Raw genomic sequence first — 21,554 nt, forward strand, 5'->3', positions numbered from 1 at the left:
ATTTATGTGCTATGTACTTGGGCTACCATACCATTATGGCTTCACACTTTTAGCGACCCGAAACCCGTTGTAGTCGCGCCTGAAGGATTTCGGAGCATAGCCTTTATTGGATACCCGGCAGTTTTCAGGGACTTCTTTCCAACCGCCACCACGCAAGGTAGCCTCCTCGCCATCGGTCCCGCTTACCCATTCCCATACGTTTCCACTCATATCAAAAACGCCCAGGCTATTCGGTGCTTTCTGCCCTACTTGTATCACAGACCTGTTAAAGATCCGCCCTTTACTATCCCGGCAGTGGGCTACATCGGCATATTGATCAGAGCCTGCATAAATGAGATCATCGTTGCCCTCGGACCGGGCTGCGAACTCCCATTCCTCTTCACTTGGTAATCGGAAGGCTTCCCCCGTACGCTCCGCAAGCCAAAACGCATAGCTCTCTGCGCCATGATAGCTGACTGCCGTTACCGGGAACCTTTCGCCTTGTGGCATAGGCGTAAATCGCCCCTGGACATTATCGATCCGTGACGCTCTAATACTGATCCATGGAAAACCCTCCCATTCGCGCACTTCGGGGTCGTTCAGGAATTCGCAATACTCTTCATTCGTCACTTCATATTTGCCAATCTCAAAGGGAGATAAAGTAACTAACCTTCGGTCTTCATCTTCTTCACAGTGTTTCACTTGCTTGTCTGTGCATCCAATCAGGCACTCCCCGCCCTTTAAGGGTACCATTTCCGGCAGGTGGTTAATTTGGAAGGCAGGCTCCTTAAAAAAGGCTTCGAATGCTTCTTTTGAAATGAGCATGCTACTGAGTATGGATCGTTGCTCATGTAATACCACTATTTTCAGGTACCTTTTTTGAAACTGAGGGTCTTCAACAGCTAACCTTCGGGCTACAACAACTTCACAGTATGCCCCCTGTTCGCCAACTTTCGAATTACCCGCTTTTACAGCATCCTTCTCCAATTCAAGGGTATCCACTCCAATAGATCTTAATTGCTCAATCTTATCCAGGTACTGCTGAATGGTTAAATATTCTGACCCTCTGTCCAGATCATTCATCAGTTTATTTTCAACCTGGCTTTCCAGTTCGTTACGGTATTTCTCTAAAATTGCCTCTTCATCTTCCTTCAAAAAATTAGACAACTGTGCATAGAAATCCCTGACCAGTTGCTCTGATTTTTCCTGTTCAGCACTCCGGACATCCTGAGCCAGGGCCGGTGAGGTGATTCCCATAAGCATAATGATAGCGATCGGTACGATCTGTTTGATAAAGTCCATAAGCAATCAGTTCATAATTAATGACATGTATTCTTCTTGTGTACATTCTCCCAGGGGGGCTGCAAAATCAATCAGCCATCCGGAGGCATTGCTGGCTCGGTTGAAATAACTGACCCGAAAGACCCAGCCCGGTACGGAGAAAAAGTAAAATTCGCTACGATCAACATTCAGGTATTTCAATGCTCCCTGATTGAAAAGATCGATAAAAAGGTGTTTGCTGCTATAATTTAGTTCAGAAGTGAAGTATGCCTGAAGCGCAGCCTCTTTACTAAAAGCTTTACGGAGGTCCATAAAGCCGTTTTCATGTGCCATGGGTTGTATATAACCCTGCCCCTTGTCTTGCTTTGGGAATATATCAGGAGCGAAAACATCTGCTATTGCCCATCTCCAGCCATTTCCAAATCTTTCTGTTTCCATCAGGAGCTGTACAGGGATACGCTCTTTTCGGTATTCAAAAAAGCAATAATTCAGGCTGTACCAGGATGTACTTTCGTAGTCCAGCTGGGCTTCGGATTGCTGAACAGCATTAATGAATGCCTGAAACAGATCGGTATTTGCGCTCACCCAGGCAGAATCAGCCAGTGCGTGCAGCATCACTTTTTTGATAGATTTCAATGCCTCTCTTTTAGCTCCGATGCTATACCTTTCTTCCCAATCCTGAACAGCATTATTTACCTTCTCGCCGTAAATATTTTGCGTTAAATTGAACCGGCCGAAGAATTGGCTGAGGTTGTTTACCCGAACTCTAAAATGCAGGGGCATCGCCGAGATATCGACCTCTGCAGGCTTCCCTAGAATTTCATACAATTCCTCTTCTGCCTGGCCATGCATCATGCAAGGCAGGACAATGAATAAGGCTATTATTATTTTTTTTGGAAGCATAGGTTTTCTGAAAACTTAGATAACGTTGGTCTACAATGCCAAGGCTTGGTTTAATGTGAGGGCTATCAACAATCTACATTGCTGCGGACAACAAAGAATGCTTGAGGTGCAGAGCTTGATATCGGGCGTCTAGAACGTATCATCAACTCTCAGATCGAGTAGTTTGATATTAAAGTATTCCTTTTCGTGGTCGCCATAACTCACCCTCCCGACTTCTGCAATGAACTCAATATCCTTGGTAGTGTTATCTTCGTAGAGCAACTTCAGGCTTCCCTCCGCGTCATAATTACTGCCCTGGAAGCGCTGATACACCCGGATCACCCCCCGATAGTTGCCGTCAGGGTCTCGCTTTAAATCCGAAACATAAATCACTTTATACCACTCGATATTTACTTTGTCGTATTCCAGAATTCGAAGCCGATTCAGGTACTCCCGGATTTTATAAGATCTGGGTACAGTTCTATTCAGAGAAGAGACCTCAACAACAGCCGATTCATCCTTGAATAGCTGGACTGCAGCATTGACCATTCTGCTTTTCAGGTCATTAGGTTTCGTCTTATCCCCGATAACACTAATATACTGCCCCAAATCAGTAATCCGCTCTGCAGCTCTCTTGCTAATTCTGGATTTAAGCTCAGCTTCTGACAACCGATCCAGCACCCCTCCTTTTTTCTCCTGACCATACAGTACACTATTCGTGAGTAAAGAGACGACCAGAATAGTAAGCACAACCTGACATATTTGTTTCATGCTTTGTTTTATTTAGTTTTTAGCTCCAAAAGTCCTGGCTTCCCATTTTGCGGAGGGATAAAATCCACCAGACGATAGGCTCTGTTTTGAATCGCCAGGTAGGTCAGAAAGCCTGTTAGGTCCTGATTCATAAGTTCGTCATCCAAAATGATCTGCACTTCTTTTCCGATCACCCCGGGAAGGTCATAGCGCTGAATGATCTGGTCGCGTTCATTCAGGTTATCCACCGAGCTAAGCTCCGCCAGGAGTTGCGTTATCTTCCTGGTAGCGGTTTCGTCCATCCCATTGCTTTCCGCTTCTATCGGATCGGACAACTGTGGGCAACCGCTCACACACACCCCTTTGGTATTGATTGTATAGGAGAAGGACTGGCCTAAGGTATCCAATTCCACCGTTGCAATCCCATCGGATGAAAAGCTCAGGGCTTTTTTGAACCGTGGTTTTATTACCCATTGGCCCTTACTGTTTTTGTACCCCCATTTTCCGCTTAATCCGGTAGCGGGTTCCAATACCGGCGCTTCTTCAGATGAACCACCAGAAAAAGGCGGCATGACAACCATGATTAACAACACAACCAGGAATACACCTATCGCTATTCCCCAAGTCAGCCGCTGTCCCCGCCCTTTTTTTTCCGGCTCCGCATCAGCCTTTGCTTTTTGTTCCGGTAACGGAGGGGGGCTCGGTTCCTGCCTGGGCTTAAACTCAACCGTAGTCTCCTCGTGTTGATACGCTGTTGATCCAAGAATCTTCTTTAGGTCTCCGGCACCTGCTGCCCTTACAGCAGGATCAACGATGAGGCACTGCTGGCAGATCTGTTTCCAGGGCTCCGGGATATGGTTTAGCAATGGAGGGACCGGATTCTCCATGATCTTTTTGTACACTTTTATCCCACTTGCTCCGCTATTGGTACTGTCCGGATAATAAGGAAACTGCTTGGTGAAAATCTGGTAAATGATGACTCCATAAGACCAGAGGTCCGCATTATAACGGAGCTGTTCTCCCATCAGCTGTTCAGGAGCAGTAAACAAAGCCGATCCGCCTATAATACTGTTCTCAATTTGTGATGTATCCTCCTCTAATTGTTTGCTTAGCCCGAAGTCAGCAATGAGAGATATGTACTCTTCTCCGTAACGCGCAATCAGTACATTGCTACTTTTTAAATCCCGGTGAAGAATACGATGCTTATGCAAGAATGAAATACCATCAAGTATCCCATGAGCCAGCTTATCCTGCTGCATTCGATTGATGCCGCCCTTCTCGAGCAGTTGGCTAAGGTTGCCCTCCTCATAATATTGCATGACGGCATAATCATACGAACCGCCGGGCAGTTTAAACCGGTAACAAGCTTCATAGCGAACAATATTGGAATGGTCAGGCAGGGATTGGGCTTTCTCAATTTCCGCTCTGAGACTGATATGGTCCCGGTTTTGATCGACCGGGACAACTTTAACGGCCACCCATTTATGGTGCAGGCTGTCGTAGGCTTTATACACCTTGCCAAAGCCTCCTGATCCTATTTCGGCCTGAGGGTCATTGATATCAAACCGGTATCGTTTTATAAATTCCTCATATGTCATCACTATTGGTTTTTCGGTTCTTCTGCAAGTTTCCTTCCATCAGTGTCCATCTGATAGGTATTTTGATTCCCTGGCTCCTGCACCGTTGCGATGCCGTTTTTAAAATCTGTGGCCTTTTCAAATTCAGGCTCAAAGACATAAGCTCCGGTGTCATCTATAAAGCCGTATAAGCCCTTATCAGCATCTTTTACTTTTGCCAGGCCTTCTGAGAAAGGTGAAGCCTCAGCAAACTGCGCCTCAATCACAACTACGGTGTCTGATTTGTAACCGAATAAATTGCTTTGGTCATCCTGATATGGACTCAGTGCAGGTAGAGGTAAAGGTGGTGCATCTAATGGACTGGTATCAGCAGGCTCAGGCTCGGGGGGCAGGATAGAATCAGGCTCCGGGGCTGTTTCGGATTCCTCGTTTGGGCCTGCCGTTGAGGCTGGTTTAGGTGGGGGTGTAGGCTTTGGTGTGGGCGGTGGGACCTCTTCTTCGGCAGGTTCTTCTGCCTGAGCCGTAGGCTCTGCTCCCGGATTACCCACCTGATCAACACCCCAAATTGCGGCAGCGGCTATGAGCAATGCTCCTATCCACACCCTCCATTGCCCTGAGCTCTTTTTGGGCACTGCTGCCTCTGCCACTGAAGGCTGCGTAACGGGCAAAGACTGAACAGCCTTTGTTGCTTCTTCCCGTTCGGGGACCGGATTTACATTTTCTACAGCTTCCACCTCAATCAGGAATGCAGTAAAGTTGTCTTGAGAACGTTCAGCACATCTGGCTTCAATCGCCTGATATAAATCCTCAAGCCTTGGGTTAGATGCATACATTTCCTGGAGGATCGGTGTAGGGCAAGCCTCTGTTATGCCATCCGAGCAGAGCATATAAATATCGCCGGCTTCGACCTGCTTTAAGTTTTGAACCGTCATTTTTGTCCCCCCGGTATAGGCGCCCTGAATAGCACGAGTGATGACATTCTTTTTGGGATGCCGCTCAGCTTCCTCTTCTGTAATAAGGTTGGCCGCCAGGAGCTCTCCAACAAAGGAGTGGTCCTCGGTCAGCGCTTTCGCTGCCCCGTTTCTAAAGCGGTAGATCCGGCTGTCGCCAATATGCCCGAGGGTGATGCCCTCCTGATGGAACCAAAGCAGGGTGAGCGTCGTGCCCATACCTTTAGCCGTTGGGTTCTCCTCCAGGTATTTATCAAACTGCTGCTCCACTGTAGCTAAAGCTCTGGATAAATACTCAGGCGCAGGAACAGCAGTGGGGTTTTCCTCAAAAAAACGAGCAAAGCCCTCCGCTGCCATACGGCTGGCCACTTCTCCTTTTTCCGCACCGCCCATACCGTCACATACTAAGAAGAAAGGTGCCCGTTCCGGCGGGGCATCCTGTTGGGGGTAGTAGTAGTCTTCGTTATTCTTCCTTTGCCCCTGATTGTAGATCAGTTGCTGGGGTTTGAGCTGTATTTTCAACATGGATATAGAAATAATGGCCAGTCAAAATTGACTTTATCAGCAAAAAGTTAGTAGTTAAAATCGATCACTGTTTCATGGTAACTTGTCCTGGCAATGTCTTCAGCGGTTTGCTTAATAGAGTCCGTATGGGTACCTAAAATCACCACCAGCTTAGTCCGCCCCAGTTGGATGACATCTTCATGCTTCAGGTATATTTCGTCAATGCCCTTTACTAGTTTCTGGTCTTTTCTGGCATTGAGCACAGTTCCATTGGTGCTTAGGTCTTTGAGGATAAGATCAAAACCAGCAGCCCCTTTGGGCTTTGGAAGGACATTGATTTCACAGTGTACCCGGCTCATAAACTTATCTACCGGCCTGGTGCCAAAGTCAATTTGGGCATTGGCTTTAGAGGTTCCTGCTTTTCTCCCAATTGTATTGACACCTTGCTGGAGCTCTAAAATCTGATGATGGGTTTGCTCATCATGCACAATCAGCCAGCCCGGAGGCTTAGATAAAGTTTGCCCTTCGCTTTTACCCTCAGGGCGATAAGGCGTACGGCAATGAGGACAAGCAACTTGGCTGGTCAGCGCTTCCGGAATTCTAAAAGAGTCCTTACAGGTTTTACACTTAATGATTGGCATACTTAAGATGCATAGCTTTTATACCCCACTACCCACCGAACCGCAAAGGTTGGCAGGTAGCAGGCAGTAGTGTTACTAAATCACAACTTTGGAAGTAACGAATCAGGCCCAGTCCGACATATCGTTTTCATCGTCCATATCCGGCTCATCGTCTTCATAGGCCAATGGTTCTTCTTCCGTATTCTGGGTAGCATCAGGCATTGGAACCTGTACCGGGTTCTCCAGTTCGTTCATGGCATCGGGAGTTCCGTCCTCATTAGCATCGATTTCCACCGCATCAAGAACATTATCTCCATCAGTATCAACAAGCACAGCTTCTGGAATATCATTTTGGTTTTGGTCAACGGCTACTGCTTCGGCATAACCATCCCCATCGGTATCAATTAGGTAGGCATCAGGGATTCCGTCTCCCGAGTCGTCTAAGGCTACCACTTCGGGGGGTTCCGGAGAGGAGGTATCTGCACCTGATGTGGTTTGGCTGGTACCCGTTCCTCCTGTAGCCTGCTGGGAATCGTTGCTATCTGGGCCTGCCTGATGAATTTGTTGATCATCTGCGGGTGTACTATCGGCATCATTCGCTGCAACCTGTTCGTTGCTTTCCTCACCGGTCACCGGGGGAGCACCTTCGGGGTTGATAGATGCGAAATATTCCTGATGCTCAGCCGTAGACATCCCCTCCCATTCATCCTGGTAGTACGTGTTGTAGGTGTGACCATTCCAGCTAAAAATACCGCCTGGCCCCAGTTCATCCCTTGCTGCAGCAAAGGCTTCTGAAAAAGACATATCGTCATTGACCGTGGTAGCGAAAGGAGCTTCTTCATGGATCACAGCCTCAAAAGTTTCTTCTTCCGGAGAGCTGGGCTCAACAGCCGGAACAGGCTCACCGTCTGAAGTCATCCCATAAAGGTAGTTAGCGCCTATTGAAACCGCTCCTCCGGCAATAGCGCCAATAAGCCCTCCTTTAACGAGTGCCTGTTGGGTCTCGGTGAGTTTGGTTTTCTGGCCGCCCTTTTCTTCGTCTGATAACTGCAACTCCTCAGTTGGAATAGCTGGTGGCTCCTGATCGTTGTTTAAGTTGTAACGCGCGTCGATATCAATTTTAGTTTCGTCTGACATGATACTGTGATTTAGTATTTAACAATTGATTCTACACCCCCTAATACCCCCAAATTGAAAAAGGTAACCGGGTATTTTATTTTTTTATCCAAATAGCATGGCATTTGTCGCAGCTCGCTTGTGTTGCCAGTGTCTTCCATGGAATCTCTCCAAGCAATTTACCACAATCAGGATTAGGGCATTTGTAATGCTTAAAGAATTCATACCTGAGGTTTTGAATGGCCTCCATACGGGTAGTTCTGGATTTACCGCTGGCCATAGACCGTGCAATATTGCGGAGGAATATCCCGGCAACGGGTACTGCCAGCAGTGGATCAAATAGTAGCTCCTTTTTCTTGGCGCTTTTTTCAATGGCTTCTTTCGCTTTAATGTACTCACTGTATACCTCCCGGAGCTCCTCAAACTCTTCAGAAAAGTCATTTGATGCTCTGAGCTGCTTAATAACGCCATCTTTTACCTTGAAATGCCGGTGGATCGAAAAGGGCGACCTCCCAAGGCTGATTTGATCCGATTGCCGGATAACTTTCCTTTTAACGCGTACCCCATTGACCATTACAGGAGCGCTTCTGGACCGCTCCTCTATATACTGAAGCCCGTCTTTCTGGACGACGATTCGGGCATGTTTGGGTGAAATATATGGATCATTTAAGATAATCTCATTTCCAATCCCTCTGCTACCAATATGGAATACTTGTTTATTCATTGGGGCTAATTCTTTATTTGGCAAAGACTAAGGTAATCAAAACCTGGTAACATTGGCAACGGATTTCAGGAACATTATTCCATAACCCTCATTGGGAAAGCCCAGCTTTGTTTTCTGCAGTGCCCTGACGCTCGGAATGGGCAGGGAACAGAGGGGATTTAGGGCAAAAAGATATCCCGCCAAACTTGCACATTCCGACCAAAAACCGGCAGAGGCGAAGCGGCTTTTGATGGAATCAGAAATCACTTTATTTAAACAAACACAGGTAGGCTGCCCCCACCGCCCCAGGAAGCAGCGCTACAGCCCCCCTAATTGTTGAACCGGCAGTACCGTTATCCGCTCAGACAGCGCATATTCCTGGCTTCCCGGGTAGATGACGTAGAGATGCGACAGGTTCAAATCTTCTATAGCCTGGTGCATAGACTTGGTACGCTTGGGGGCATCCATGTATTTGAATTCGGCACCGTAGGAGCGCCCGTTGGACTGCCAGTACAAATCCAGTTCGACGCCAGCGTGGGTCCCGTAGAAAAATACCTCATTGTCCCGTTTGCCCAACTGAGCAATGGTTTCCTCTACCGCAAAGCCCTCCCAGGAAGCCCCCAGCTTAGGATTTGTAAGCAAGTCATTTTCCTGATGGATATTTTGCAAGGTATGAAAGAGGCCCGCGTCCCGGATATATAGCTTGGGGCTTTTGACCAGGCGCTTTCCTACATTCGCATGCCACGGCAAAAGTATCCGGATCATAAAGGTGTCTTCCAGAATGGAAATATACTTTTTCACCGTATGGTCCGATATGCCAAAAGAGCGCCCCAACTCACTGTAGTTTAGCGTTTGACCATGATAATGGCTCAGCATCACCCAAAAGCGGTACATGGTAGAGGAAGGTATAGAGCTCCCCAGGGCGGCCAAATCCCGCTCCAGAAAAGTAGCAATGAAGTTTTCCCGCCAAAGCCGGCTTTCCTCCAGCCCCTCTGCCAGATAAGACCGGGGGAAACCGCCTCGTAACCACAGCTTTCGGTAATGTGCAGCGCCCACCTCCGACAAGTTGAACCCGGATAAATAATAATAACCGATGCGCCCGGCCAGCGATTCGCCGCTTTGTTGCTTCAGACTGGAGGAAGCGCTACCGAGGATAAGATATTTCTGGTTGTTCTGCTGATCGACCAAATAGCGCAGTAACGAAAACAGCTCCGGCTTTCGCTGTATCTCATCAATCATGATCAGGCCTTCCAGGTTTTCCAATGCCAGCTGAGGTTGCTCCAGCATAGCGAGGTCTCGTGGGTTCTCCAAATCGAAGTAATGGTCAGGCTGGAAGGTCTTGGCAAGTGTCGTTTTTCCCGCCTGACGGGGCCCCAGTAGAGCAGTCACAGGGAACACGCGCATTAGTTGTGCTACCGCTGCCTGATCTTGTTTTCTATCGAGAAGCGTTTTACTCATACCCGAAAATAGACATTATCCTTGAAAATTCGAAGTCAAGGTTCAGATTTTCAAGGATAAATCCCTTTTAGCGTTTGCTAATAATGCGCTCAAGTACCGCCCGCCCCAACTCCGTCACCCGGTACTTCTGATTCCGGCTGCGCGGCTTGTCCGGCACGGTCATTTCTATCCAGCCATTTTCGAGGGCGGGAAGGATGTATTTTTTGTAGTTTTTGGTATGTACGCTTAGGCCCAGTTCTTCCAGGAGTTGCGCACTCGATTTTGGGGTTACTGCCAAACGGACAACTTCCAAAACCCGATCATCTATGGCTTCTTTCTCCAAGCTATTAACTTGGTCACTAACTTGGTCACCTTCAAATATCGGATGCACTGGCAGCGTAGTCAAAAAGTACGTACACTGCTCATCCGTCTCCAGTTGTGGAAGCGGGGAGCTGTTGCGCTCCATGACCCGGCGCATAGTCGGAATACCGGTACCTCTGCCTTCGGTCAGGTGCAATTCTTTCAGGAAGTCCTACACACCGGTTGCGGTAATCGCGGGCGACGATGCGGCGGTTTTCGACGAGCATTTGGGCATTGACGGGTAGCCCAGGTCTTGGAAAGCTACATTTTGTCCAACCAGATTTGCACCTGTTCAATAATCTGACGATTCTCGGAATGTGCTACCGTCTCTTTGAGACTTGGTTGTTTAAGGTTGCTAGATTGAGTTCCGTAGGAACGGCATTTCATTCGCATGTTCGTGAGAACATGTGATCAATCCTCAAAAAAGTCCGGCAAATACTTTGGATCCGGCTCTATATCATTCCTCCTCAGAATATCAATATATTCTTTCCGGAAAGACTTCTTCGCATGATGCGCCTTTTGATTTTTGATATAATGGCGCACCGCGTCCACGTGTGTCCGGCTAACAGAAAAAGTACCGCCTCCCGTTTGCCAACTAAACTTCTGGGGCAGAAAGCCTTGCTCATTAATCCATTTGGAGGAGTTTGCTTTGACCTTTTGTACAAATGTTGCCGGGGCCATGTCCGGCCGCAAGCGGGCCGCAATATGAATATGGTCGGGCATGCCATTGACTTGGAGTGGTGTCTGCCCTAGATTTTTGATTATGCCTACGATGTATTTTTACAGCTCTTCCTCAAAGGATGGTAAGATCAATGCCTGTCGGTACTTCACGGCGCTGACGTGGTGGATGTAGAGTTTGGAAAAGGTATTGGGCATAGTAACTTTGGATTTTGGGTTGAAGTGTAATAATGCCGTCCTTACAGGACTAATAGCAACTCTTATTGTCTTTCAACAATCTGACGATTGTCGGAAAGAATTATCGTCCCTCCGGGACTTGGCTGTTTACAGTTTGGAGATTGAGTTCCGTAGGAACTGCATTGCATTCGCATGTTCGTAAGAGCATGCGAACATGAAAAATAATCATCTTTTTCATCCCTTCAAAACCACCCGCCCCAGCGCTATTATCCGGTACTTCTGATTCCGGCTGCGCGGCTTGTCCGGCACGGTCATTTCTATCCAGCCATTTTCGAGGGCGGGAAGGATGTATTTTTTGTAGTTGTCAAAGTGGTTTTTAAAGCCAAGCTGTTCCAATATTTCAGAAGGGGTTTTACAAATCCCAATTACTTTAAAAACTAAAGGGTCAACTTGGTCGCTAACTTGGTCGTTAGGTTAGTTACTGACTTGGTTACCAACTTAGTTACTTGTCTATTCCGGATACCGATACAAAGATATCAAATGATACTTCAAGCATACTTCCATTAAAGTCTTGGGGCATCAATAAGTGGCACTCCTGAAAGTCAAGTTCAGCGTGTCGACGTCTTAAATTCATATTCAAACTGACACACTTACTGTTTATGGACGAGCCGCGACAGCACCCACATTGTCACCCCTTGCACTTTTTTTACCTCCCCCCTATTTTCGGCCGTTTTGCAGCCATTTGTACCTCCTTGGGTTTTCCTTATTCGTAAGTCTTTAAAATCCAATTTATTACAAAGCATAAAGGTTTTGTATCGGGAAGTGAAATTCTCGCTACCGCTAATCCGCACTTTTCTAAAAGCCCTGCTCATCCATCCACTTGTACAGTGCTCTTTTGAGAGCGCTGCCAATGCCCGCAGCATCCTCATGGGGCGGGAGGTCAAAAGTATGGACAGCCTCGCCGTTCTGGAAAACTTTGGCCTGAAGTACCCATTGCCCGTCTTTCTGCTGATACCGGCCAGCAAGGGTGTAGCCGCCATCATCGTAAAACATATCTTTGAAGGCCCACTTGGCACGCAGCCCACGCTCCGATTCCCGGAATAAAAACTGCTCTACTTCCAAATTCAGCTGTAAAGGGTCTCCATAGCTATCGCTACTTTGAAACAGGGGCCGGAGAACCGTCGGCTTCGCCTTACCAATTGGCACATCTGATGCCCGCTTAAACTGCCCGATATAAATGCCGGAAGCTGATCCGGGAAAGGTCAGTGTAGGGGTTTGTATTTCCCGGATGCTCTTAGCCAGAACAGGTACGCGGTCCCGCGCAAAAGTAAACAGACTTACGAGGTTGATAAGCTTAGCGCTGTTGCCATCCCTTTCAAAAACCTCCCCCTCGCCCCGCATACCTGAAAGCAATGCATAGGTGAGCAGCCCGTTCCCAAAAGCTGAAGATTCGTAGCTTTTTTTGTCAGCAGTGCTCCCGGACAATAAAAAAAGCCCGGCCCGGTCTTTCATACGCTCATAGGCGCGTATCTGCGTGGTATTGAGTGTCTTGCTCCCGGAGGACATATTGTCTACAATAGCTCCCGAATTGCAGGCATCCACTATCAAAGCCTGCTTCTGTGCCTTGATCGCATTGAGCCAGTTGGTCAACTCCGCCGAAGAAATGGTGTAACTTTCACGGGGCCCTCGCTTCTCGACCCGGCTTTCCGAACCAATATCATGGGTAAGGTAGAAGAATTCGATATCCTCCCCTCCGAAAGCGCCTGCAAGCCCGTGGCCCGAAAAGTAGGCGATCACAATATCTTCTGGTTTTGCAGCTTCCTCGACGGACTCAAAGGCCGCTTTGACTGCTTTCTTCTGTGGGAATGCCCAATTAATGTCCATCGTATCTATCGGGGCCAGCTTCTGCGTAGTCAGGCAGTGTACTGTAACCCGGTCCTCAAAGAGGTGCCGACCAGTGTTGTATAGTGCTGCAGCAATATAAGTAGCGTCCTGATCCGGAAAGCTAAGGTCGAGCGGGTCTCTTCTGCCTGCTTCATCAGTACCATCCACGCCAGTATAATCTGAGGTGCCCACTGAGATGATAAACAGCCGGGGCAGATAGAATTCGTCTTCCTCCTCAGCTGCGGTCCCATCATCGTTTCCACCAAAGCCCCTGCCTTGTGTCCGGTGTTTTTCGTATACCCAGCTCAACCGGCTACTGCTCAATTCACGGTCTGCTCCCGTAACTTCCACACTGATACGGTTGGTGCTGTCGGGGTTTGCCCAAAGGTATGCTTCGTAGGGCTTCAGGTCGTAACGAAGGATATGCAAGCCGTCTCTTTTCTTCAGCTTGTTACTTACATCGGCCTCCAATTCCTTTTGGTTGAGAAATAAACTAACCCGCCCGATACCACCGGCGCGTTCTTCAAGCTCCAGCAGCAGCTCATCGCCTTCAATGCGGCCCTTCACCATAGGAAATAGCTTGACCAATTTGAGGTCGGTCACTACCCGGATTGGGGGAGCCTCCGGCATCACCAGTTTGGGGAGGAGCCCGGGCTCATAAAAGCTTTCGGATAGCTGGTCGAGGGCAATCACTTCAAGACTGTCATTGCCTGGTGCCGGCGATACATAATACATTCGCTGCATGGCTTTGGGGGAGGCATCGTACAGCCCCTCCGGAGTGGTCACCACCCACTCTTCATCATCCCAGTTAATGACCCTGCCTAACTCCTCTTTGGCTTCCCAATCCCAAATCCGGACGGTACGGTCCTCACTGCTGCTATACAATCTACGGCCATCGGTGCTGAATGCCAGCGACAGAGTTTTCTTGGTGTGCCCCCGCAGAAGTAAGGGTTCCCGGCTGCCCTCGGTACGCCAAACATGAATGTCGCCGGTTTCATCCCCCAGGAGCAAGTAGGCTTGGTCGGGCGAAAAAGCCACGGAATGAATGCTGTGGTCGTGCAGGCGGGCATCCAGTTTTTGCTGAGATGCCATATCCCAAATCTCTACGACCTTCTTCCCGTTCGAGGCAACCAGCAGGCTGCCGTCTTCTGAAAAGGCAGCTGCATTTTTCTTACGAAGCCCACCAGTCGCTATTTTATCATTCAGCAATTCCCCGGTGACCGCATCCCATACGGCTACTTTGTTTTCGCCCACCGCAGCCAGAAGTTTGGCTTTTGAATTGTAATGAATTTGAGAAATCCCATCGACAGTTGAATCGAAACCCTGAGGGGCTTCGCCTGATGCTCCCCAGCGCTCTACACTCCTGCCGTCGCTTAAGAAAAAGGCGCCTTCTTCTGGTAATCCCGTAAGGGCCCTAAGGGAAAATCCATCATAAGGGCGGGTGCTCAGCAGCTGCCCGGTAATAACATCCCATTGCTCGATAGCACCTCCATCCAGCCTGGCCACTATAGCCGCCTCCCCGTTATTCGTTAGCGAACTAATCATTTTACCCCCGAAGGCTTCCTTGTCTTTTAGTAAATGCACCATCATGCGGTCGAGGGCGTAGACCCGGGCTGTACCAAACAGGTCCTGACTAGCCGTCAATAACGCCGAGTTATTGGCTTCGAGATGGGATACAATTTCTGCGTGTTTTGTGAATTCCCGGACTTTCTCCCCATTTGATACCTGCTGCATGGCAATTTCGCCCGTATTGATTCGTCCACTCAACAGGTACTGGCTATTAGGAGTGAATGCGAGCGCATAATCCGTCATACCAATATTCAGTGCCCGCTCGGGCTGCAGGCTGCGCCCCTGCATTCGCCACAACCTGGCGGGAATTTCATTTACATCAAGCCCGGGCCCGGCCTGATAGGCTGTAGCGAACCAAAGCCCGTCCGGGCTCATCGCGATGGACTGCAGAGGGCGCTCCGCCCCAATATCCCAATCATCAGCCACCGCTCCATTGTCTGCCCTCATCCTGATTAAACGGTTGCCTTTGCTGGCCGCAAAAACGGCAGTGCCGTCCCCCGAATACTGAATCCAGAGCACTTCCTTTGTCAGTCTTTTCAAAGGCTCCGTTAATTCCTGCGTATTGAGGTTGAAACGAATACAATCTCCGGATGCCTTGCCCAAAAAAACGAATGCCGAGCCCGGGCGGGCCGACAGAGCAGTAATGGGCGCCCCGCCGGTTTCCTTCCGCCACAGCTCTGCCCCGTCTGACAACCGGTACCCTATCAGGAGGTTGCCCTGTGCGCTCAAAACCGTACTATCAACAATAGCTAGCGCCCGGGCGGGTACCCCAACTGATATTTTCCAGCGCTGCACACCGGAGAAGGTTTGATGCGCCACCATAGCCCCATCACTTCCCCCTGTGACCACCCAACGATTGTCTGATGATGAGGCAATAGATAGAATTTCTTCTTTTTCCTGATGCCCGCCGTAAGTGTAAAACTCCCGGCCCGTAGCGGCTTCCCAAAGCTTGACGACGCCTTTGTTGTCTCCACTTAGAAAAAACTGCCCGCTGGAAAGGAAATGTATGGTCTTTACATTGCCGTCGTGGCCTGTAGGTATGATCAACCGGGGCTCCTGTGCATGCAGAACCAGTGTTGTACATAACAATAAGAAAAGTATTAACTGACGCATGGGTTTTGGCATTTGGTTTGGCCTTGCGGGGTTGAAATAGCGGCTTCCTGCCTGCACAGCCCTCCTCTTCCAGCCTAATGGTCATACTTGGAGCAGCTTTGAACCTGATGATTGCAAACAAAGGGGATGCACTTTTTCCTTCGGAAGAAGCGTACGTTAAAGTACCGGCAACAAATATCGCAACCGTTTCCCCATCGGACGCGCGCCTACTGAGAAACTACCCTGAATTCAGTACGCCGGTTTTCCTGGTGTTCTGCTTCTGAGCACGGCACGCCATCTTTGCAGGGGTTGGTCAGCCGGTCTTCTCCGTAGCCCCTGGCAATCAGCCGGTCTTTGCGGATGCCTCTGGAGACCAGATAATCAACTACGGATTGAACCCGGCGCTGGGAGAGCTCCATATTGAATGCTTTGTCCCCACGGGCATCCGTGTGCGATTCAATCTCCACTGTAATCAGTGGTTTGGCTTTCATTAGTGATAAAATGGTGGTATCAATAACATTAACGGCCTCCGGCAACAGCCGTGCGCGGTTGTACTCATAAAAGATAGGCAATACGTTATAATCGGTCAGGCTGCACTGAATAGGCTCCCAAACCGTTAGCCCCCCTTTCTTCTTTAATACCCGTCGGGTTTCTGTTGTATATACCGCTGGCACCTCTATTTCTTTGACCAATTCGTCCCTGACCAACACCCGTTTTGTAATCGTTTTAATTAGTGCCGGCACCTCTTTTTCTACCACCTTGGAGGCTTCTACCATTTTAAGCGTAGTAATGGTGGTGGTCTTCCGGCCCGCTTCTTTTCTGGTCACCGTTGCGTCTTTGGTCATTCTCTTAACGGAAAGTGTCCTGATTTTTGCCGGGTGCTCAACGTAACACAACACCATGCATTTCCGCGGATCATCCTCATCACAGTTCTCCATCTGAGTCTGGTACTCGTATTTTGCGTAAGCCGCCTGTACTTCAACATCCTCAGTGGCCTCTACAAAGGTGGCCGCATCGACTGTCACCTGATTGTAAGGCTCCTCAAGTTCAACGACTTCTTCAACCGTGTCGAACCGGGCAGGCACATTTACATACTCTATCGTAGCGGGCCTGATGATCACCTCCTGCTCTACGTTTTTATACTCCGCCGGAGTCACTTCAATCTTAGTATAAGCAGGCGTTTGCAGCACATCCACGTCTTCGTCTACCCATACATCAGGGGTTACGCAGCGGACAAAACACTGCCCCGGCTCCGGGTCCGGCGGGAGCGGCGCTTCCTGCGCCTGAAGGGCTAAAGTAATGGATAATAAAGTGGCTGTAAGGATTAAAATTCGTTTCATTTCACTCATAGTATGGGTTAAAAATAAGGTGCCTCAGAAGGATCTGATGGACGATGCTTTGCAAACATCGCATCATAACCAGGGTACACTAATAACAAAACACCCTTGGGGTTTGAATATCTTGAAAGCGGGCTTGATCGTACAGCTACATGCTGAAGCAGAACTGCAGTACAACCCGGAAAATCTCTACACCTGATAGCAAGATAGGAATTTTTCCAGCTTCCCGGATTTTAGAGCTTGTTGGGATTTCACACTTTGGGCTGCTCCTGCCAAATTTCGCCCTGCTCTTGCTCCGTGCCAAAAGGTGAGCTACACAACAATCTGACCGCCCTTTCCTCTAAAGTCCCCCCCCCTCACCCCCCAAACCGCGTATGCCGAAACGCCCCCGCCAGCGCGCCCGCAATAAATCCTGGCCGGCTCCCATTCACAATGCGCATCTCCAACCCGTGGCGCAGGCATAGCTCGGCTGCGTATATCTTGGAAGTCATCCCACCGGTGCCGAGCCCGTTGTCGCGCTCCTCAATAAATGCTTTGACGGATTCCGTGTCAGCAACGTCTTCGATGAGCTCCGCTTCAGGGTGCAGGTGGGGGTTTTGGGTGTAAATGCCGTCAATATCGGTCACCAGCATGAGCAGGTCGGCTTCGCTGATGATAGCAACATAAGCGGAGAGCTTGTCGTTGTCACCAAAAACGATCTCGTCTACAGCAACCGTATCATTCTCATTAATGATAGGGATGTAGCCAAACTCCAATAGCTTGTGCAGGGTATTCCGGACGTTTTCCCTGGCCGTACCGTTGTCAAAGTCGCGGTAGGTGAGCAGGCACTGAGCCACCTGTAGCCCAAAACTGCCGAATACCTCATCAAAAATGCGGATGAGCTTTGGCTGGCCAATAGCTGCCAAAGCCTGCTTGGAGTCAATCTGCGCCGTACCGGCCTGATGGATTTCCGCAAACTGCCGGGCCGTGGCTATGGCGCCGGAGGAGACCAGGATGACGTCGTAGGTTTCGCGTATGGAAAGGATTTGGCGGGCGAGATTTTCGATGGTGGCGTATGAAATCCGGTTGCTCCCGTTAGTTAGCGTGGAGGTGCCGATTTTGATGACGATTTTTTGCTTTTGCTGCATAGCGTTGATGCTTGTTTGCGCCTACCGAATTTGCCCATTGCCATACACCATCCATTTGTTGGAGACCAGTTGCCCTACACTGATCGGGCCCCTTGCGTGGAGCTTCTGAGTGCTGATGGCAATCTCCGCGCCCATCCCCAGTTGCCCGCCATCGGTGAAGCGGGTGGAGGCGTTGTGGTAAACGGCGGCGCAGTCGACTTCTTCCATAAATACCCGGGCCTGAGCCGCGTCCTGCGTGACAATCGTGGCGCTGTGCCCGCCGCTGTATTGATTCGTGAGCATAATGCTTTGCTCCATGCTGTCTACGACTTTGAGAACAATGCGGTGGGACAGAAACTCCTCATACCACATCGATTCCGGTACCGGCTGCAAAGCATCGTGGCGGCCTGCCCAACCGTCCTGATCCGCAATGATTTCCAAACCGGCTTCAGAAAGGGCACGGCTGAGGCGCTGCAGCTTATCTTCCAGCTCCGGCCAGCCCCGGTCAATCAGGACCTTGTCCAGCGCATTGCATACGCTGATGCGGCTTTTGCCGTTTTTGATGATAGACAATGCCATGTCGTAATCTGCCGATGCGCTCACGTAAAGGAAGTTGTTGCCCCGGCCGCTCACAATGACCGGGATATTGCTATGCTCCCGTACAAAAGCGATCAGGCGCTCTCCACCGCGTGGGATGATAAGGTCGAAACGGTACGGATTTTCCCGGATGAGCATTTGAGTTGCTTCGCGGTCCAGTTGCAGGTAGTTCACGAAGCCGGGGTCAACGCCTTCGGATTTCAAGGCTTGTTGCCAAAGCTCCGCCAAAAGGGTGTTGGTATGCAGCGCTTCCTTACCACCTTTTAGCCAAATCCTATTGCCGGCTTTGAAGGCCGTAGCAGCAGCTTCGATGGTCACATCCGGACGGGACTCGTAGATGATGAGGATTTTGCCGAAAGGCACGGTTTGATTGACCACCCGCATTCCGTTGGGGTGGTTGAATTCATAGAGCGATTTGCCCACCGGGTCTTCCATAGCCGCGGTTTCCAGACAAGCATCTGCCATGGCTTTTACCTTGGCAGGGCCTGCCTTCAGGCGGTCATACATGGACTCATCCGCTCCGTCATAAGCCTTCAGGTCCTGCTCATTGGCAGAGATAATGGCTGCTTCCTGTTCTAGGATTAAGGTAGCCAGGTTCTTTAGCACCTGGTCTTTTTTCGCTCTTGTTTCCATGATAGCTGTACCGGTTCTGTTGCGTCAAATATAGGCTTTTTCGGGGTTCAGACATTACTCTGCCGTTCTACAGTCTTACAGCAACCTAGCAGTTAAATTCAAGTCTTCTAAATCCTGAGTATCCTGACTGCTAATAATTTTGACACGGGAAGTAAACCAGCTGACTTTTGTTTTTAACTTCTTTCTATATCATAATAACAACCATCATTTCCAAAGATAGCACTTTTCAAGGTACTTAGTTCTATCGCATGCTTCTATATCCAACCCTTTAGTCCTTCTCCGAACCTGCCATTACCCCTCCACTTCCAACACAAATCCACTCCCATACACATTCCGGATCTCAATGGCAGGGTCAGCCGACAAATACTTGCGCAGACGGGAAATGAAGACATCCATGCTGCGGCGGGTGAAGTAGTCATTCTGCGACCAGACTTCCTTGAGCACCTGTTGCCGGGACAACAACTGCCCTTTTTGCTGACAAAGCAGCAGCAACAGGTGGGCTTCGCGCTCCGTCAGACGGCGGGGTGGCTGCCCCGGGAAAACAAGTTCCTGGTTTTGGGGGTCAAAGGTGTACCGGCCAATAGAAAGAGGAGCGGGCGCAGTAGCTTCGGGCTGCGCGCGCCGCAGGATAGCCCGGATGCGGGCAACGAGCTCTTCTTCATCAACGGGCTTGATGAGGTAGTCGTCGGCACCGAGGTCGAAGCCCCGCAGACGGTCGGCTTTAAGGGCGCGGGCGGTAAGAAATACCAGGGGCTGACTGGGGGATTGCCGCCGAATCTCCCGGGCCAGGCTGAAACCGTCCCGTCCGGGCAGCCCTACATCCACCACGCAGAGATCTACCGGGTGCTTCTCGAATGCCTTCAGCCCGGCATCGCCATCTTTGGACCAAGTGACTGCAAAGCCCTTCATCTCCAGGTAGGCTTGCAAAGCGAAACCGAGGGTCTCATGGTCTTCTATAAGGAGGATCTTAGCCATGTGCTTGCATTTGTGGAGAAGTGCGGGTTTCTCCGGGTTCAAAACCGGGCAGCTGCAGCCAAAAGACAGCACCTCCCTCCGTATGATTGTGCAGCCCGGCTTGCCCGCCGTGCAGCCTGACGACTTGGTGTACGTAGCTGAGCCCCAGCCCGAAGCCCTGTACCTGCCCCTGATGCAAACGGTAGAACTTTTGAAAAACTTTCGCTTGCTTGTCTTCGGGTACGCCGGGGCCCTGATCCCGGACTTCTACCCTGATCTGTTGTGCGCCCGCCTGTACGCCGACTTCAATGACGGGAGGCTGCCCTCCATACTTCAGGGCATTGTCAAGCAGGTTATTCAGCGCATTGGTCAGATGCCCGGTATCTGCACTCAGGAGCCCCGCGGGTCCGGCATACGTCCACCTCAGGGCCCCTCCCATGGCTTCCACCTTGGGCTCAAAGTCAGTACAGACACTATGGAGCCAGGCTTGCGCATCCGTCGGAGTGCGCTCCAGCTGATAAACAGGCTGCTCGAGGCTGGCTAACTCCAATACCTTTTCAATTTGTATTTTTAATTGCTGATGCTCGCTCCCCAGCCGGTCCAGGTATTCCCGCGCTTTTTCAGCCTGCCCGGTCTCCAGTGCCTGTTGAGCCAGCTTCAGCAGGAGGCTGCTCGAAAAAACCGGGGTCTTAAGCTCGTGGGTCAGGGTATTGATGAAATCGTTCTTGACCGCTACCAACCGTTGCTCGCGCCGGACTTTCCGAACCAGGAGTATGAAGCCTGCCAGGAGCAGGCCCAGTCCCAGCCCCGTCAGGGCAAGGAGTACCCAAAGACGTACCAGCAGATGCGGCAAAAAGTCGCGCAACTGCAGGTGCAGGAACAACTGACAGCCGCAAGCTTCCGCCAAGGTCCCCTCAAGCGGATGGGCATAGGTCCGGTAGGCGGCGGCTTCAGACCAGTCAAATCGCTCACCGGCAAGCAGGGGATGGCGCCAGATCGATTCGGTGAGGGCGATAGAGAAAGGCATTTTCTTCTGTTGCTGCCCCAGGACTGCCCGCAGGTTTTCCTCGAGTTCCAGACGAACCTGATGCCGGAGGCTGTCCGGAGCAGCCTGCCCCTTTCGACGGGCGTGTTGCAGCGCCAAAATGCCTTGCGCCAGGTCCGGTTGCCAGGCTATAGCGGTGCTCGTGGCTGCCAGCAATTGCCGCAGCTCACGGTCAAAGACCTGCTTTTCCACCACAATGCCGGCTTTCAACCACTGAAACTGCACCACGCCGAGCCCCAGCAAAGCCAGCACCACCATCGTGGCTGGCCATAGGTTCCGGAAATGGGGCTTGCTCATCATACTTCGTAAGATACAGCTTAAAT

17 protein-coding genes and 1 pseudogene are annotated in these 21,554 nt (G+C 50.1%); all 18 read right to left on the reverse strand.

Annotated features, from left to right (window positions below):
• Positions 1 to 33: 33 nt before the first annotated feature.
• On the reverse strand, positions 34 to 1,281 hold the full coding sequence (locus RIC19_RS02855; protein ID WP_350176635.1) for a formylglycine-generating enzyme family protein: 1,248 nt from the start codon (positions 1,279 to 1,281) through the stop codon (positions 34 to 36).
• A 6-nt stretch (positions 1,282 to 1,287) separates the two neighbouring features.
• Positions 1,288 to 2,163: a hypothetical protein gene (locus RIC19_RS02860; protein WP_350176637.1), complete on the reverse strand. Its 876-nt coding sequence runs from the start codon at positions 2,161 to 2,163 to the stop codon at positions 1,288 to 1,290.
• A gap of 129 nt (positions 2,164 to 2,292) precedes the next feature.
• A complete protein-coding gene (locus RIC19_RS02865) occupies positions 2,293 to 2,913 on the reverse strand; it encodes a hypothetical protein (RefSeq protein WP_350176639.1) in 621 nt (206 codons plus the stop codon).
• 8 nt (positions 2,914 to 2,921) lie between these two features.
• Entirely contained in the window at positions 2,922 to 4,490 is a 1,569-nt protein-coding gene (locus tag RIC19_RS02870; RefSeq protein ID WP_350176641.1) for a serine/threonine-protein kinase, read from the reverse strand.
• Positions 4,491 to 4,492: 2 nt separating this feature from the next.
• Positions 4,493 to 5,944: a protein phosphatase 2C domain-containing protein gene (locus tag RIC19_RS02875; protein ID WP_350176643.1), complete on the reverse strand. Its 1,452-nt coding sequence runs from the start codon at positions 5,942 to 5,944 to the stop codon at positions 4,493 to 4,495.
• 47 nt (positions 5,945 to 5,991) lie between these two features.
• Complete coding sequence (locus tag RIC19_RS02880) at positions 5,992 to 6,564, reverse strand: FHA domain-containing protein (protein WP_350176645.1); 573 nt, start codon at positions 6,562 to 6,564, stop codon at positions 5,992 to 5,994.
• Positions 6,565 to 6,666: 102 nt separating this feature from the next.
• Entirely contained in the window at positions 6,667 to 7,680 is a 1,014-nt protein-coding gene (locus RIC19_RS02885; protein ID WP_350176647.1) for a hypothetical protein, read from the reverse strand.
• Positions 7,681 to 7,756: 76 nt separating this feature from the next.
• Positions 7,757 to 8,383 (reverse strand): FHA domain-containing protein, encoded by a 627-nt coding sequence (locus RIC19_RS02890; RefSeq protein ID WP_350176649.1) that lies wholly within the window; start codon positions 8,381 to 8,383, stop codon positions 7,757 to 7,759.
• 297 nt (positions 8,384 to 8,680) lie between these two features.
• Positions 8,681 to 9,820 (reverse strand): ATP-binding protein, encoded by a 1,140-nt coding sequence (locus tag RIC19_RS02895; protein WP_350176651.1) that lies wholly within the window; start codon positions 9,818 to 9,820, stop codon positions 8,681 to 8,683.
• A gap of 67 nt (positions 9,821 to 9,887) precedes the next feature.
• Positions 9,888 to 10,316 carry a Fic family protein gene (locus RIC19_RS02900; protein WP_350176653.1) on the reverse strand — a complete coding sequence of 143 codons (429 nt, stop codon included), beginning with the start codon at positions 10,314 to 10,316 and terminating at the stop codon, positions 9,888 to 9,890.
• Positions 10,317 to 10,570: 254 nt separating this feature from the next.
• Entirely contained in the window at positions 10,571 to 10,933 is a 363-nt protein-coding gene (locus RIC19_RS02905; RefSeq protein WP_350176737.1) for a transposase, read from the reverse strand.
• 315 nt (positions 10,934 to 11,248) lie between these two features.
• A pseudogene (locus tag RIC19_RS02910) lies at positions 11,249 to 11,458 on the reverse strand (Fic family protein); the annotation flags it as partial.
• Positions 11,459 to 11,869: 411 nt separating this feature from the next.
• Positions 11,870 to 15,580, reverse strand: coding sequence for a caspase family protein (locus RIC19_RS02915; RefSeq protein WP_350176655.1), 3,711 nt, complete (start codon positions 15,578 to 15,580; stop codon positions 11,870 to 11,872).
• Positions 15,581 to 15,786: 206 nt separating this feature from the next.
• The gene (locus tag RIC19_RS02920) at positions 15,787 to 16,899 is read right to left on the reverse strand and encodes an OmpA family protein (RefSeq protein WP_350176657.1); all 1,113 of its coding nucleotides are present in this window, start codon (positions 16,897 to 16,899) and stop codon (positions 15,787 to 15,789) included.
• Between the two features lie 353 nt (positions 16,900 to 17,252).
• On the reverse strand, positions 17,253 to 18,023 hold the full coding sequence (proB, locus tag RIC19_RS02925) for a glutamate 5-kinase (RefSeq protein ID WP_350176659.1): 771 nt from the start codon (positions 18,021 to 18,023) through the stop codon (positions 17,253 to 17,255).
• Between the two features lie 21 nt (positions 18,024 to 18,044).
• Positions 18,045 to 19,232: a glutamate-5-semialdehyde dehydrogenase gene (locus RIC19_RS02930; protein WP_350176661.1), complete on the reverse strand. Its 1,188-nt coding sequence runs from the start codon at positions 19,230 to 19,232 to the stop codon at positions 18,045 to 18,047.
• Between the two features lie 291 nt (positions 19,233 to 19,523).
• Positions 19,524 to 20,207, reverse strand: coding sequence for a response regulator transcription factor (locus tag RIC19_RS02935; RefSeq protein WP_350176662.1), 684 nt, complete (start codon positions 20,205 to 20,207; stop codon positions 19,524 to 19,526).
• Positions 20,200 to 21,531 (reverse strand): sensor histidine kinase, encoded by a 1,332-nt coding sequence (locus tag RIC19_RS02940; protein ID WP_350176664.1) that lies wholly within the window; start codon positions 21,529 to 21,531, stop codon positions 20,200 to 20,202. The genes RIC19_RS02935 and RIC19_RS02940 overlap by 8 nt, the downstream gene beginning before the upstream one ends.
• Between the last annotated feature and the right edge of the window lie 23 nt (positions 21,532 to 21,554).

This window comes from Phaeodactylibacter sp. (assembly GCF_040219495.1).
Lineage (GTDB): Bacteria > Bacteroidota > Bacteroidia > Chitinophagales > Saprospiraceae > Phaeodactylibacter.